The sequence below is a fragment of the Erwinia endophytica genome (genome assembly GCF_009295515.1).
GTDB lineage: Bacteria > Pseudomonadota > Gammaproteobacteria > Enterobacterales > Enterobacteriaceae > Erwinia > Erwinia endophytica.
In genome coordinates, this window is the sequence record NZ_RQVV01000057.1 from 37,419 (window position 1) to 51,883 (window position 14,465).

Below are 14,465 nucleotides of genomic sequence, written 5' to 3' on the forward strand. Positions count from 1 at the left end.
AATAATGCTGTTTTTTTATCTTATAAAGCAATGAGATAAGGGTAAGGGTTTTGATAGCGGTGGAAGAGAACATCCGGTGTGGGATGATTCAGCCGCACCGCCGGATATTGGGTTTACCGCGACGGGACTCCGCTGTCATCCTGCTGAAAGAAACGACTGCGGGACCGGCAGATTGCATGATGATTGGTTTCAGCCCACTGGATTATTTGCTGCAGGGGATTGAGAAAAGACTGACCGAGGTCACTCAGCGAATATTCGACGCGTGGCGGTACCTCTGCATAAACCACGCGGTTGAGGTAACCATCCTGCTCAAGTCGTTTGAGCGTCCGGGAAAGTACTTGCCGCGAAACATCGCCGATTTCCCGATGAAGTTCATTGAAGCGCAGTGTTCGCGCGCTCAGTGCTTGTAAAATCAGCAAACTCCACTGATCGCCGATCCGATCGAGGACGTCACGAATCGGGCAGGGATGGCCGTATTTAAGGGGGTCATGTGGGGGCTGTTTTGTCATCGTTGATATGACTCTCTGTTTTTTCAGTCACTTTCAGGTGACCTGTTCACTGAAAGATGACTTCTTGCTATGGATATGGCGTGAATGTACCATCCGGAAACGCATAGGTCTATTTTTGTGACTTACCGGTATTTTCAACACAGGAGCATTATATGGCACGTATTGCGCTCATCGGCGCATCCGGGAATGTCGGTTCACGAATTCTCAAAGAACTCTCGGACCGCGGTCATACCGTGACGGCTGTTGCCCGACATCCGGAAAAGATTGCCTCGTTGCCTGGCGTCACGTCCAGGGCGGGGGATGTCTCTGATCCTAAGGCGCTGACCGAATTACTGACCGGACACGATGTGGCGGTAAGCGCGGTTCGCTTCAGTGACACGGACCCGCACGCCTTGATTGACGCCGTGCGCACGGCTGGCGTACCGCGCTATCTGGTGGTGGGTGGCGCTGGCAGCCTTGAGGTGGCGCCCGGCCATAAACTGATTGACCAGCCTGGCTTTCCCGATGCTTATCGTCCGGAAGCCAGCAAGGGCGTTGTGTTTCTCGACATCCTGCGACAGGAAAGGGTTCTTGACTGGGTCTTTCTTTCGCCGTCGGCTGAATTTTTACCGGGCGAACGCAGCGGTAAGTTCCGTCTGGGCAGAGACACTCTGCTGAGTAATGAGGCGGGCAGCCGTATTTCTTTCGAGGACTATGCGGTGGCGTTGGTTGACGAAATAGAACGGCCTGCGCATTCGCGTGAGCGTTTCACCGTCGGTTACTGAGAGACGTCCTGTCTTTTTTCGCGGGTCGACGCTTCGGGTTCGCCATCGGGGCGGATGGCCTTGCGAAAGCGGCGTACGTAAAAAACGGCATGTTGCCTGATGAGTCGTTGAATGCGAGCGATAGCATCCCGCAGGGCGTAAAGCACCACAGATGGATGGCTCTGGCTTAAGGGTGTAAGTGCTCGATACCCAACTGGGCCAGATGCTGTGCCAGTTTCTTGGGGGCGGCGCTATCGCTAATCAGCGTGTCAAACATGCTGAGTTCGCCGATACGGGCGGGCAGCACTTTACCAAACTTGCTGCTGTCGGCCACCAGGATCTTTTGTCGGGCGCGTTGCAGCGCCTGGTGTTTCATCGGCAGCTCGTTGAGGTTGTAGCAGGTGGCCCCCTGGACGGCATCAACCCCTGCCGCGGAGATAAAGGCCTTGTCCGGGCAAAGGCTGTCCATCACCGAACCCTGACCCAGCGGGGTGAAGATCGCATTATCGGCATGAAACTCCCCACCGCTAAGGATAACCTTACAGGCCGGTTTTTCTTTCAGTGCAAGGAACGTATTCACCGCGCAGCAGATGGCGATAAATTCCAACGGTTCGTCGATAGCATCGACGATCCATGGCGTGGTGGTGCCACAGTCAAAAAATACCGTATCGCCCGGTTGTATCAGTGCGGCCGCCAGTTGACCCGACTGGCGCTTTTTTTCCACATTGTGGCTCTGCTGATCGGACACAAAGTAGTGTCCCTGGCTGTTTTTCGGATCGTTGACGATATAACCGCCAAGCACCACCACCGTGGAACAGGGTTCGCTGATATCGCGGCGGATGGTCATCTCGGAAACGCCAAGCAGTCGCGCCGCCTCTTTCAGGTGGAGCTTGTCGGTTCGCCGCAAGGCGTGTACCAACTTTTTTATGCGCTCATCGCGCCGGGTTTCCATGGTCAATGATTCCTGATGGTCAGTTAATAGCCTTCTCCAGACGCGCTGCTGCCCTGCACAATGACGATACCGGCGCTGAAACCGCCAGACGTCTTAACGAAGGCGGCCTGCAGCTCGCGACAAATCTCAAAGATTTTAATGCGTTGTGCTTTGTTGAGCAGGCAGTTTTCCAATATTACCTTCAATGGGATCGGGCCGCAAACTTCCCGCATAGACACAATATCGGCAGTGATGGATGGCGTGTATTTGACCACTTTTCCACCAGCCGATATTGCCGATATTGATGACCATGTTTATACACAACTGAGATATTTGCTGCCTCGTGGCGTCTGCCGCCAGCCGTGTGTGGTCGATAAACTCGCTTACCTGATGAACCGCTTAATGCGACAAAACCTCAAACGCGTGCCCCACGGTACAAATCTTTACGCGTTTTAGATAGCCACTAATCCGCGTACGCCATCGGCCTCCATTGTCTCTCCGCGACCACGTTGCACTATCTCTCCACGCGACATCACCAGATAGCTGTCGGCCAGCTCGGCGGCAAAATCATAGAACTGTTCAACCAGCAGGATCGCCATATCGCCGCGCTGTGCCAGTTGGCGGATCACCGCGCCAATTTCTTTAATAACTGAAGGCTGGATCCCCTCGGTCGGCTCATCAAGGATCAACAATTGCGGTTTGCACGCCAATGCTCGTCCAATTGCCAACTGTTGTTGCTGGCCGCCGGACAGATCGCCGCCACGCCGTTGCTTCATTTCTTTCAACACCGGAAAAAGCTGATAGATATCTTCCGGTACTTGTTTTGCCTGGGCGCCGGAAAAGCGCGCCAGACCCATCAGTAAATTTTCTTCCACCGTCAGGCGCGAAAAGATCTCCCGACCTTGTGGAACATAGGCAATACCCGCCTGCACCCGCTGGTGCGGTTTACGTCCGTTGAGGGGTTTATCCTGCCAGCGAATGGTGCCGGATTTCGCCGGGATAAGCCCCATCAGGCATTTCAGCAGGGTGGTTTTCCCCACGCCATTACGGCCCAGCAGGCAGGTTATCTCGCCGGGTTTCGCTTCAAAAGAGAGGCCGCGCAGGATGTGACTGCCGCCATAATATTGATTCAGTTCCGATACCTGTAACATATTAGCGCCCCAGATAAACTTCGATAACGTGCTCATTGGCCTGCACCTCGCGTAGCGAACCTTCCGCCAGTACCTGGCCCTGGTGCAGTACGGTGACGTGGTCAGCGATGGTTTCGACAAAGCCCATATCGTGCTCCACCACCATGAGAGAATGCTGTCCGGCCAGGCTGCGAAACAACTCCGCGGTGTATTCGGTTTCCGCGTCGGTCATCCCTGCCGCGGGTTCATCCAACAGCAGCAGATGGGGATCCTGTACCAGCAGCATGCCGATTTCGAGAAACTGTTTCTGGCCATGTGACAACAAACCTGCCGGACGATGACGTTCAGCACCCAGTCGCAGCAGTTTCAGCACCTCATCAATACGATCCTGCTGCTCACCGTTCAGCTTACTACGCAGACAGGCCCATACTGATTTGTCAGTTTTCAGCGCAATTTCCAGATTCTCAAACACCGTCAACGCTTCAAATACCGTTGGTTTCTGGAATTTACGACCGATGCCGATGCGGGCGATCTCCACCGGCGATAGTGTGGTTAAATCGGTATCCTGGTCGTAAAGCACCCGGCCATCATCCGGCCTGGTTTTGCCGGTGATCACATCCATCAGGGTGGTCTTTCCCGCGCCGTTCGGCCCGATAATACAGCGCAATTCACCCACCCCAATTTGTAGGGACAGGTTAGTTAACGCCTGGAAGCCATCAAAGGAGACATTGATGTTTTCCAACTGCAACACCGGGTCCGTTTGTTTACGGTGATAATCAGCGCGCTGCGGTTGGGTAAAAAGTGATTCAGTCATGTTTCCTCCTGCGCAGCAGGCCAATCACGCCCCGTGGCAGGAACAGCGTCACGAGGATAAACATCAGGCCGAGGAAAAACAGCCAGTACTCCGGGAAGGCGACGGTAAACCAGCTTTTGGCACCGTTCACGATCCCGGCGCCGAGCAGCGGGCCAATCAGCGTGCCGCGGCCGCCGAGCGCGACCCAAATTGCCGCCTCAATTGAGTTAGTGGGTGACATCTCGCTGGGGTTGATAATCCCGACCAGGGGAACATACAACGCCCCGGCCAGCCCACAAAGCATCGCAGACAGCGTCCAGACAAACAGCTTAAAACCCCGGGGATCGTAACCACAGAACATCAGGCGGTTTTCGGCATCGCGCACCGCGGTCAGTACGCGGCCAAACTTGCTGCGGGCCAGTGCAAAACCGATCCCCAGGCTGGCGACCAGCAACAGCACGGTGGCGACGAACAGGCCGATGCGCGTACTGGTGGCGGTGACCGGGAAACCGAGCAGGGTGGTGAAGCCGGTAAAACCATTATTGCCGCCAAAACCGGTTTCATTGCGGAAAAATAGCAGCATGCCGGCATAGGTCAGCGCCTGGGTCATTATCGAGAAATAAACGCCTTTGATTTTTGAACGGAAAGCCAGCCAGCCGAACACCAGCGCCAGTACGCCCGGCACCAACACAATCAGGCATAACGTCCAGGCAAAGTATTGTGTTCCCTGCCAGAACCATGGCAGGTGGTCCCATGAAAGAAAGGACATAAAGGCGGGGAGTCCATTCCCGGCGGCCTGGCGCATCAGGTACATGCCCATGGCGTAACCGCCCAATGCGAAAAACAGGCTGTGTCCCAGCGACAACAGTCCAGCATAGCCCCACACCAGGTCCAGCGCGACGGCGACAATGGCATAGCAGAGGATTTTGCCAACCAGGGTCAGGGTATACGTTGATATCGCCAGCGGATTATTCGTTGGCAGTAGCGCGAGAAAAGGCAGCGCCAGCAGGATCAGCAACGCCAACAGGCCGATACCGATGCTAAGGCGCGGCGCTCTTTTCGCCAGGGTGAGCGTCATAGGTTGTGTCATTAGTCAATCACCCTCCCTTTAAAGGCGAACAGTCCCTGAGGTCGTTTCTGGATAAACAGGACAATCAGGATCAGGATCAGGATTTTTCCCAGCACGGCGCCGATTTGCGGCTCCAGCACTTTGTTAAGGATCCCCAGCCCGAATGCGGCAACCACCGTTCCGGCCAACTGGCCAACGCCGCCGGTCACCACCACCAGGAAGGAATCGATAATATAGCCCTGTCCCAGTTCCGGGCCGACGTTGCCCAATTGCGACAGCGCCACGCCGCCCAGTCCGGCAATGCCGGAACCCAGACCGAAGGCCAGCATATCCACCCGTCCGGTCGGCACGCCGCAGCAGTCGGCCATCGCCCGGTTTTGCGTCACCGCACGTACGTTCATCCCCAGCCGGGTTTTGTTCAGCAGCAGCCAGGTGAGGAACAACACACCGAATACGAACAGGATAACCGCGATACGGTTATACGGCAGCACGAGGTTGGGCAGCACTTGCATCCCGCCAGACAACCAGGGCGGGTTAGCCACCTCAAGGTTTTGCGCGCCGAACAGCACCCGTACCAGTTGGATCAACATCAGGCTGATCCCCCAGGTGGCTAACAGTGTTTCCAGTGGGCGACCATACAGATGGCGGATGATGGTTCTTTCCAGCGCCATCCCCATCACGGCGGTAATGATAAAGGCCACCGGAAGCGCCAGTAGCGGGTAGAAGGCCAGCCATTCCGGGGCAAAGCGCTGGAACAGGGTCTGTACTACCCAGGTCGCGTAAGCGCCGAGCATCAGCATTTCACCGTGGGCCATGTTGATAACGCCCAGCAGACCATAAGTAATCGCCAGTCCCAGTGCGGCCAACAGCAGCACTGAACCCAGCGACAGGCCGGTAAATGCCTGACCGAGTAAATCGCCTAATATCAGTCGATGTTTGATTTGTTTCAGGCTGTCGACCGCCGCGGCACGTACGCTGGCATCCGGTTCATTTTGCGGTTGGGTCAGGCGGTCAAGTGCGGCCTGGGTTTGCGGATCGCTGGTTTCGCCAAGCAATTTAACCGCCCTCAACCGAACCTGCGGGTTAGCGTCGCCAATCTGTAGCCCGGCGACCGCTTGTGCCAGCACCGCGTGGACATGGGCATCTTTCTCGGCGGCCAGACGCTGGCTGAGCAACGGTAACTGATCGGCCTGTGCGTCGTTTTGTAGCTCGTGGGCGGCGGCAAGGCGCGTTTCCACGTGATCACTCACCAGTTGATGAGCGGCCAGCGTGGTGGCAATCAGCACCCGCAGTCGGTTGTTCATAAACAGTTTTTTAGTGCTGCCCGTGGGGTGCGCTACGCTGTCGAGCGGCGTTAGTTTGCCATTGGTTTCACTGAACGGTTGTTTGTTTTCATCCAGCACCACGTTTTCCTGGTGTAGCGCTTGCAGGAAAGGCAGACGTGCAGCATCGGGGGCGGCAGCCCATGTTTGTAATAGCTTGATCTGCTCTGCTCGACTGGCGGCAGCGAAATCTGCCGCAGGCCCGGCGAGAGCAGACAAAGGTGCCAACAGGCACAGCGAAAGTAAGAACGTAAACAGTCGACGGTTGATCATCGCAATGCCCATTCAGTCAGGTTCAGGACGCGGGGCGAGTCACCCACCCCGCGCAGGAATGTCGATGTTATTGTGTTGACTTCACTGGATAATCGGGTTTTTTGTCATTGCCAGCGATGTACGGACTCCATGGCTGGGCGCGGATAGTTTTGTCCGTTTGCCACACCACGTTGAACTGACCGTTATCTTCGATTTCACCAATCATCACTGGTTTATGTAGGTGGTGGTTGGTCTGATCCATGGTCAGGGTGAAACCGCTCGGCGCTTTAAAGGTTTGTCCGGCCATCGCCGCCCGTACTTTATCCACGTCGGTGGTGCCTGCTTTCTCCACGGCCTGTGCCCACATATGGATGCCGACATAGGTCGCTTCCATCGGGTCGTTGGTCACGGTGGTGCTGTAGTTCGGCAGGTTATGTGCTTTGGCGTAAGCACGGTAGTTGGCTACGAACTGCTTGTTGACCGGATTATCGAGAGATTCAAAGTAGTTCCAGGCGGCCAGGTTGCCGACCAGGGGTTTGGTATCGATACCGCGCAGCTCTTCTTCGCCGACTGAGAAGGCGATGACCGGCACGTCGGTCGCTTTGATGCCCTGGTTGGCCAGCTCTTTGTAGAACGGCACGTTGGAATCGCCATTAATGGTGGAAATCACGGCGGTTTTACCGCCCGCCGCGAATTTCTTGATATTGGAGACGATAGTTTGGTAATCGCTATAGCCGAACGGGGTATAGACCTCTTCAATATCGCTGTCTTTCACGCCTTTAGAATGCAGGAAGGCGCGCAGGATTTTGTTGGTGGTCCGCGGATAAACGTAGTCGGTACCCAACAGGAAGAAGCGTTTCGCGCTGCCGCCATCTTCGCTCATCAGGTATTCCACCGCCGGGATCGCTTGCTGATTAGGCGCCGCGCCGGTATAGAACACATTTGGTGACATTTCTTCGCCTTCATACTGTACCGGGTAGAACAGCAGGCCGTTCAGTTCTTCAAATACCGGCAACACGGATTTGCGTGATACTGAGGTCCAGCAACCAAACACCACGGCAACTTTATCTTGGGTCAGCAACTGGCGGGCTTTTTCTGCAAACAGCGGCCAGTTAGACGCCGGGTCAACCACGACGGGCTGCAGTTTTTTCCCCAGCACGCCGCCTTTGGCGTTGATCTCATCAATGGTCATCAGCGCCACGTCTTTCAGCGGTGTTTCTGAAATGGCCATGGTGCCGGAAAGTGAGGACAAAATACCGACTTTAATGGTGTCCGCGGCCTGCGCACCCCATGCTAAACCCATACTCATCACGGTGGCGGAAAGTGCGAATGCCTTCAGTAACGAACGTCTTTTCATTTGGCGAACCCTCAGGATATCGTTGAATTATTGGGGTGGATCCAGTTGAAACCTTGCCTGCTGTAATCTGTGTAGTGTTATCTTTCTGACCTCGGCCTTACTGACGGAGATATGGGCGGTCAGAATGCGCTGCGCCTCCTCGCTTTGTTGCTGTGATACCGCCTGTAAAATACGGGCGTGTTCGTTATAGGTTGCGGCGATCCGGTCCTCACGGGTGAAGTCGAGGCGGCGGATGATGCGGATTTTTTCGGTCAGTTCCGCATGGATACGGGCCATTTCACTGTTGCCTGCCGCCGCGACTATCGCCATATGGAAGGCCTCGTCGTGCAGGGAAACAGCAAGGCCTTCCTGCAGCTCTGGCTTATCTATCCAGAAGCGCTTGAGTTCGCTTAACAGGTCGCCGGCCCGGCCAGCAGGCATCGCGCAGAGGCGTCGAACCGCCTCGCACTCCAGCACAATGCGCAGGTCATACAGTTCTTCGAAATAGGCGAAATCAAACTGACGGACCTGCCAACCGCTGCGAAACCACACCTCGACGTAACCTTCGCGCTCCAGCCAGAACAGCGCCTGTCGTACTGGCGTGCGACTGACTGCCATGCGTTCCGCCATTTCACTTTCGCTAAAGCGGTCACCGGGCATCAGGCGAAAGTCGAAGATGTCGTTTTTGATGGCCTGATACACTTTTTCCGCCAGCGCTTCCGGGCGACTTTTGCTGCGTCGGGTGTGACGCTCCTGCATGCTCACCTCTCTATTCCAGCCACAATAGTGCGTCGCCAGGACTGACCGGACGGCCAGGTTGACAGGTAATGCGTTTCACGCGGCCAGCCTGCGGCGCATTGATTGCCAACTCCATCTTCATGGCTTCGACGATGATCACCGGCTGTCCGGCTGCCACTTCATCACCCGGTTTCACCAGAATTTTCCAGATGTTGCCGTTCAGATCCGCGCTGATCTGTAGTGCGCTGTCGTCCTCTTCCTCTGGCAGCAGGTTTTCTTCACTGGTCAGTGGCGCGCCTTCTTCTTCCTGTGCCCACAGTGCGACTTCAGCCTCAAAGGCCGTGGCCTGTTTTTGGCGGAAATCGGCGATGGACGCCGCGTTATCACTGAGGAACTGGGTATGTTCAGCAAAATCAAACACGCTTTCTTCGACCGTGATGGTGGCGCGGCCTTCACGGAAATCTTCGCGCAGCACATCCAGCTCGGCTTCACTGACCGGATAGAAGCGCACTTGATCAAAAAAGTGCAGCAGCCACGGTTCACTGGCGGCGAATTGCTCGTTTTTCAGGAATTTATTCCAGATAGGTAACGTGCGGCCAACCAACTGATAACCGCCGGGAGAGTCCATGCCGTAGATACACATATACATACCGCCAATACCGACGGTGCCTTCGGCGGTGAAGGTCCGGGCTGGGTTGTACTTTGAACTCAACAGACGGTGACGTGGATCAATCGGTACGGCGCAAGGGGCGCCCAGATAAACGTCACCCAGGCCGAGGATCAGATAGCTGGCATCGAAAATAGTCCGGCGAACGTCTTCGCGCGTCGCCAGCCCATTAATCCGCTGGATAAAATCGACGTTGTTCGGCAACCACGGCGCAGTGGCGCGCACGGTTTCTTTATAACGCTCAACAGCACCCAGGGTGGCGCTGTCCTCGAAGGCCATCGGCAGATGCACAATGCGCGAGGGCACTTTCATCTGGCGGACGTCGCCGAGATTTTTCTCCAGATCCAGCAGCAGGTTCAGCAACTGTTGCTGGCCGATAATGCGGCTGTCGTAGCGGATCTGTAGCGAGCGAACGCCCGGAGACAGTTCTGCGATGCCTGGCTGGCCGGTTTCGCGCAGCGCGGTCATCAGCAGGTGTACCCGCAGGCGCAGCGCCAGATCCAGCACGTTGTCGCCATACTCTATCAGGATGTAGTTATCGCCAGCCTGACGATAGACCGCGGTTGGGGTAAGGGCGGTGGCTTTAATCGCCGCCAGCACGGTAGCGGAACCGTTGGCCGTTGTCGCCAGCGAGGGCGCGTCGAAGCCTGGCATGCTGGTGCTACGCAGGCAGTCCACGCTCTCTTGCTGAGCTTTTTCCAGGGCGAGGGCTTCGTCAAAGCTAATGGGATGGAAGCGAATACGATCGCCAGGTTTGACCTGGCCGACTTTCCACAATTCGGCTTTGGCGATGGTGACCGGGCAGACGAAGCCGCCAAGACTGGGTCCGTCACGGGTGAGAATGACCGGGAAATCGCCAGTAAAGTTCACCGCGCCGATAGCGTATTCACAGTCGTGGACGTTGGAAGGATGCAGTCCCGCTTCACCGCCGTTAGCGCGGGTCCAGCTCGGTTTGGGGCCAACCAGACGAACGCCCAGACGGTTAGAGTTATAGTGAACCTGCCACTCGCTGGCAAAAAATTCGTCGATGGATTCCTGGGTGAAGAAGTCCGGCGCGCCATGCGGCCCGTACAGGACACCAATGCGCCATTCATCGCCGTAAGTCGGGATCAATGAAGCATCCACTGCTTGTGGTGCGCTCACCGGCGCGGGAGTGGTGCAGGCGGCCAGTTCTGGCTGAGAAATAGCCAGCATATCCGCCACGCGTAACGTCCGTCCGGCATGGCCGCCAAACTGACCGAGCGCGAAAGTCGAACGACTGCCAAGGTACTCCGGTACGTCAAAGCCGTTGCGTACCGCCAGGTAAGTGCGGCAGCCCATCGGCGCCCGACCTATCGTCAGGGTTTGCCCGGCTTTCACTGTGACGGGTTGCCAGTAGCTGACGGGGGCGTCATCCAGCGTCGCCGGGCATTCTGCGCCGGTTAAGGCGATAACCGTGTCGCTGTGAAAACGCAACGTTGGGCCCTGCAGGGTGAATTCCAGTCCGGCGGCTTGTTCGGCGTTGCCAACGATACGGTTTGCCAGACGGAAGGCGAAATCATCCATGGGGCCGGAAGGTGGTACCCCGATGTCCCAGTACCCGAGGCGGCCAGGGTAATCCTGAATGCTGCTCCAGGTTCCGGGCTGTAACACTTCCACCACGTTGGCGCCTGGGGTGAAGCTGTCCAGCATCCGCGTCCAGACGTCACCACGGTGGAACGCCTGAGTCGCCACAATTTGACGCAGATAATCGAGATTCGTGGCGATGCCGTGCAGGCGGGTTTCATTGAGTGCCTGGGCCATTTTGGCCAGCGCGGCTTCGCGATTTTCGGCATGCACGATCAGTTTGGCGATCATCGGGTCGTAAAACGCCGACACGTCAGTACCGGTGCTGATCCACCCGTCTACCCGTACCCCTGCCGGGAAGTGAACTTCGGTCAGCACACCGGGGCTGGGCTGGAAATTTTTCAGCGGATCTTCGGCATAGATACGGACTTCAATTGCTGCGCCCTGCGGTGCCTGCGCCATGCGCGCCCAGTCCAGAGCGTCGCCTGCCGCCACGCGCAGCATGCATTCCACCAGATCCAGACCGGTAACGCATTCGGTGACCGGATGCTCAACCTGCAGGCGCGTATTGACCTCCAGGAAGAAAAACTCATCACGTTCCGCATCGTAAATATATTCAACGGTACCCGCGCTACGGTAGTTAACCAACTCGCCCAGCTTCACCGCCGACGCTAACAGGGCGGCGCGGGTATTTTCCGGCAGGTTGGGGGCCGGTGTTTCTTCCACCACTTTCTGGTTACGGCGCTGTAATGAACAGTCGCGTTCGCCAAGGGCGATTACCTTGCCTTTACCATCGCCAAAGATTTGCACTTCAACATGGCGGGCGCGATCGATGCAGCGCTCTAGAAATACACCCGCGTCGCTGAAAAATTGTTCGCCCAGGCGGCGTACGCTTTCCCAGGCATTGCGCAGCGCATCGGCATCCGCGCAGCGTGTCAGACCGATACCGCCGCCGCCCGCGGTGCTTTTCAGCATCACCGGATAGCCAATGTTATCCGCCGCGCTCAGCGCTTCTTCCAGTGAGTTCAGTAACGGTGTACCGGGCGTCATTGGCACGCCAGCGGCGGCAGCCAGTTCACGGGCGCGATGTTTCAGGCCAAACTCACCGATTTGCTGCGCGGTTGGGCCGACAAAGACGATCCCGGCTTCTTCGCAGGCGGCGGCAAACGGCAGGCTTTCTGAAAGAAAGCCATATCCCGGCCAGATTGCCTGTGCGCCCGTTTCTTTGGCCGCCGCAAGGATTTTGTCGATGCGCAAATAGCTGTCGCTGGCTTTCTCGCCGCCCAGCGCAATGGCGAGGTCAGCGTCTTTAACATGTTGCGCATTCTTATCTGCGGCAGAATATATCGCTACGCTGGTGATGCCCAGTCGCTTTAGCGTACGAATGGCGCGACAGGCAATTTCGCCGCGGTTGGCGATCAGAACGGTATTAAACATGTGGGGTCTCCTTGCGGGCCAGCCAGTTGCGCCAGCCGCCAAATTCGGTAATGTCGGTGGCGTGTGCCAGCACGGCTGGTTCACAGATAAAACCTTTTACCTGTCGGCCATCGATCAGTTCCAACGTACCTATCCCTAATGGTGCGGGGATCTCCGCCACGAATTCGCCGAAGCGAGCCAGTGGGACATCCCACAATTCGACGATGACCGGGGCGCCGTCACGGCTTTTTACCAGGCCTGGCTTGGCAGGGGTGGTGTTGGCCAGAGCGTACAGGCGGTAGCAGGGGGCGGTTTTTGTCTCTTCAACCAGCACGGCATTGCGGCTGGTCAACTGGTGATTGAGTGGCATGCCGGTCAGGTGGGCGCCGACCACGGCAACCTGAACATGCAGTGCAGAGGCTGGCAGGGCGGGACGGATAGCCGGCAGGGCTTTGCCGGTCGCGCCAAGCGTGAGCGCCAACTGGGCCTGCCATTTTTGTCCGAGGGTCGCCAGGGCGCGGTCATACCAGGCCGGAGCAATCAACGTGATGCCCGCCGGCAGGCCATCTTCACGGAAGGGACCCGGTAGCGCCAGTGCGGACAGGTCAGCCAGATTAGTGAAGTTGGTATAGGTGCCAAACTGTGAGTTATAGCGCACCGGCTCTTCTTTCATCTCTTCCAGCGTGTGGATGGTCGGTGAGGTTGGCACCACCAGCGCATCAAACTGGCTGAGCGTCTGTTGGATCTGGCGGCTCAGTTCCGCCCGCAGGTATTCCGCTTTGTAAGCATCGACCGCGCTGTAGTTTTTTCCGTTGGCGACGATGCCATACACCACCGGATCCATCTCGTCTTTACGATCCAGCATCTGGCCTACGGCAGCGGTACGTTCCGCGACCCATGGGCCATAGTAGAGCTGCTCTGCTAACTGATGGAATAGGGAGAAATCAATCGGATGCAGTGTGGCGCCCATCGCCTGCAGGGCGACCAGTGATTTTTCCCACGCGGCTTCAGCCTGAGTATCGCCAAAGAAGGTTGGATGCGCCGGGATGGCCAGTCTGGGTGCGGTGGACAGCGCCGCGGGCGCCAGGCCTGGATTCACACGGGAATAGGCGTCGCTGGCGTCATAGCCGCCTGCACAGGTGGTGGCAAGAAACGCATCTTCCACTGTCAGCGCAAAGACCGAAATCGTGTCGTTCAGACGGCAAGCCGGAACCACGCCGGTGGCGGACAGCCAGCCTTTGGTTGGTTTCAGGCCGACGATATTATTGAATCCTGCGGGCACGCGTCCGGAACCCGCGGTATCGGTGCCCAGCGCAAAACACACCAGGCCGCGTGCGGTAACGGATGCGGAACCTGAGCTGGAACCGCCGCTGACATAGTCAGGATTAAAGGTGTTTTTCACCGCGCCAAAAGGGGAACGGGTGCCAACCAGGCCCGTCGCGTACTGATCGAGGTTGGTTTTACCCAGTACCACCGCACCTGCCGCTTTCAGATTCGCGACGGCGGTGGCATCCGCATCGGCCAGGTAGGTCAGCGCCGGGCAGGCTGCCGTGGTGGGCCAGCCTGCCACATCAATATTATCCTTCACCGCGAACGGCACGCCAAACAGCGGCAGCGAAGCCGGATTTTGCTGCCAGGCGGCCAACAGTGGTTCTATCTGAGCGCGGAGCTGAGCAGGCGTCGCGAGGTAAATCCAGGCGTTATCCTCGGCAGATAAAGTGGACAGCAGGGACTCAAGTGTTGCCAGCACATCCTGGGGATGTTGCTGATGGTGCTGCTGCCAGTCGTTCAGGGTGAAGCCAGTGGTCAGAGCCATAAGTTGAATTCCATCTTGTATACCAGTTGGTATTCAAGTAAGCAAAATCCATGCCATATGACTAACGTGATGAATTGGTAAGTAATTGTGATGGATTGGCCAATATTGTGCACAATAAGTGTGCAATGAATGAGCAAAAATGGGGCGTCAGGAGAGGGCGCGGAGTGGTTTGGCGCCTGGCGTTTTCAGACCGGGTAG

General features: G+C 56.9%; 11 protein-coding genes and 1 pseudogene. 1 reads left to right on the forward strand and 11 read right to left on the reverse strand.

All coding sequences use genetic code 11. The features are described from left to right. Nucleotides 1-113: 113 nt before the first annotated feature. Complete coding sequence (locus EH228_RS17620; protein WP_152322926.1) at nucleotides 114-509, reverse strand: winged helix-turn-helix transcriptional regulator; 396 nt, start codon at nucleotides 507-509, stop codon at nucleotides 114-116. A gap of 152 nt (nucleotides 510-661) precedes the next feature. Here EH228_RS17620 and EH228_RS17625 point away from each other — a divergent pair, with 152 nt between their 5' ends. Further along, nucleotides 662-1,273, forward strand: a complete 612-nt coding sequence (locus EH228_RS17625; protein WP_152322927.1) for an NAD(P)-dependent oxidoreductase — start codon at nucleotides 662-664, stop codon at nucleotides 1,271-1,273. A gap of 166 nt (nucleotides 1,274-1,439) precedes the next feature. On the opposite strand, the gene deoR is transcribed toward EH228_RS17625, so the two are convergent. The 10 genes and pseudogenes from deoR to atzF form a co-directional block, all read right to left on the reverse strand. Further along, nucleotides 1,440-2,204, reverse strand: a complete 765-nt coding sequence (deoR, locus tag EH228_RS17630; protein WP_152322928.1) for a DNA-binding transcriptional repressor DeoR — start codon at nucleotides 2,202-2,204, stop codon at nucleotides 1,440-1,442. 68 nt (nucleotides 2,205-2,272) lie between these two features. After that, a pseudogene (locus tag EH228_RS17635) lies at nucleotides 2,273-2,558 on the reverse strand (hypothetical protein); the annotation flags it as partial. Nucleotides 2,559-2,635: 77 nt separating this feature from the next. After that, a complete protein-coding gene (urtE, locus tag EH228_RS17640; protein WP_152323146.1) occupies nucleotides 2,636-3,334 on the reverse strand; it encodes an urea ABC transporter ATP-binding subunit UrtE in 699 nt (232 codons plus the stop codon). A 1-nt stretch (nucleotide 3,335) separates the two neighbouring features. Then, nucleotides 3,336-4,127 (reverse strand): urea ABC transporter ATP-binding protein UrtD, encoded by a 792-nt coding sequence (urtD, locus tag EH228_RS17645; protein ID WP_152322930.1) that lies wholly within the window; start codon nucleotides 4,125-4,127, stop codon nucleotides 3,336-3,338. After that, the gene (gene urtC / locus EH228_RS17650) at nucleotides 4,120-5,196 is read right to left on the reverse strand and encodes an urea ABC transporter permease subunit UrtC (protein WP_152322931.1); all 1,077 of its coding nucleotides are present in this window, start codon (nucleotides 5,194-5,196) and stop codon (nucleotides 4,120-4,122) included. The genes urtD and urtC overlap by 8 nt, the downstream gene beginning before the upstream one ends. Then, nucleotides 5,196-6,770, reverse strand: a complete 1,575-nt coding sequence (gene urtB / locus EH228_RS17655) for an urea ABC transporter permease subunit UrtB (RefSeq protein ID WP_152322932.1) — start codon at nucleotides 6,768-6,770, stop codon at nucleotides 5,196-5,198. The genes urtC and urtB overlap by 1 nt, the downstream gene beginning before the upstream one ends. 67 nt (nucleotides 6,771-6,837) lie before the next feature. Then, entirely contained in the window at nucleotides 6,838-8,106 is a 1,269-nt protein-coding gene (urtA, locus tag EH228_RS17660; RefSeq protein WP_152322933.1) for an urea ABC transporter substrate-binding protein, read from the reverse strand. Between the two features lie 27 nt (nucleotides 8,107-8,133). Further along, complete coding sequence (locus EH228_RS17665) at nucleotides 8,134-8,844, reverse strand: GntR family transcriptional regulator (RefSeq protein WP_152322934.1); 711 nt, start codon at nucleotides 8,842-8,844, stop codon at nucleotides 8,134-8,136. A gap of 10 nt (nucleotides 8,845-8,854) precedes the next feature. Continuing rightward, a complete protein-coding gene (gene uca / locus EH228_RS17670; protein WP_152322935.1) occupies nucleotides 8,855-12,472 on the reverse strand; it encodes an urea carboxylase in 3,618 nt (1,205 codons plus the stop codon). Continuing rightward, a complete protein-coding gene (gene atzF / locus EH228_RS17675; protein ID WP_152322936.1) occupies nucleotides 12,465-14,267 on the reverse strand; it encodes an allophanate hydrolase in 1,803 nt (600 codons plus the stop codon). Before atzF ends, uca begins: the two co-directional genes overlap by 8 nt. Nucleotides 14,268-14,465 lie beyond the last annotated feature (198 nt).

Excerpts from the sequence above, each read along its gene's own strand:
- urtE (WP_152323146.1), bottom strand. The coding sequence starts at position 3,334 with ATGTTACAGGTATCGGAACTGAATCAATATTATGGCGGCAGTCACATC.
- uca (WP_152322935.1), bottom strand. The coding sequence starts at position 12,472 with ATGTTTAATACCGTTCTGATCGCCAACCGCGGCGAAATTGCCTGTCGC.
- deoR (WP_152322928.1), bottom strand. The coding sequence starts at position 2,204 with ATGGAAACCCGGCGCGATGAGCGCATAAAAAAGTTGGTACACGCCTTG.
- urtC (WP_152322931.1), bottom strand. The coding sequence starts at position 5,196 with ATGACACAACCTATGACGCTCACCCTGGCGAAAAGAGCGCCGCGCCTT.
- urtA (WP_152322933.1), bottom strand. The coding sequence starts at position 8,106 with ATGAAAAGACGTTCGTTACTGAAGGCATTCGCACTTTCCGCCACCGTG.
- urtB (WP_152322932.1), bottom strand. The coding sequence starts at position 6,770 with ATGATCAACCGTCGACTGTTTACGTTCTTACTTTCGCTGTGCCTGTTG.
- atzF (WP_152322936.1), bottom strand. The coding sequence starts at position 14,267 with ATGGCTCTGACCACTGGCTTCACCCTGAACGACTGGCAGCAGCACCAT.
- EH228_RS17665 (WP_152322934.1), bottom strand. The coding sequence starts at position 8,844 with ATGCAGGAGCGTCACACCCGACGCAGCAAAAGTCGCCCGGAAGCGCTG.
- EH228_RS17620 (WP_152322926.1), bottom strand. The coding sequence starts at position 509 with ATGACAAAACAGCCCCCACATGACCCCCTTAAATACGGCCATCCCTGC.
- EH228_RS17625 (WP_152322927.1), top strand. The coding sequence starts at position 662 with ATGGCACGTATTGCGCTCATCGGCGCATCCGGGAATGTCGGTTCACGA.
- urtD (WP_152322930.1), bottom strand. The coding sequence starts at position 4,127 with ATGACTGAATCACTTTTTACCCAACCGCAGCGCGCTGATTATCACCGT.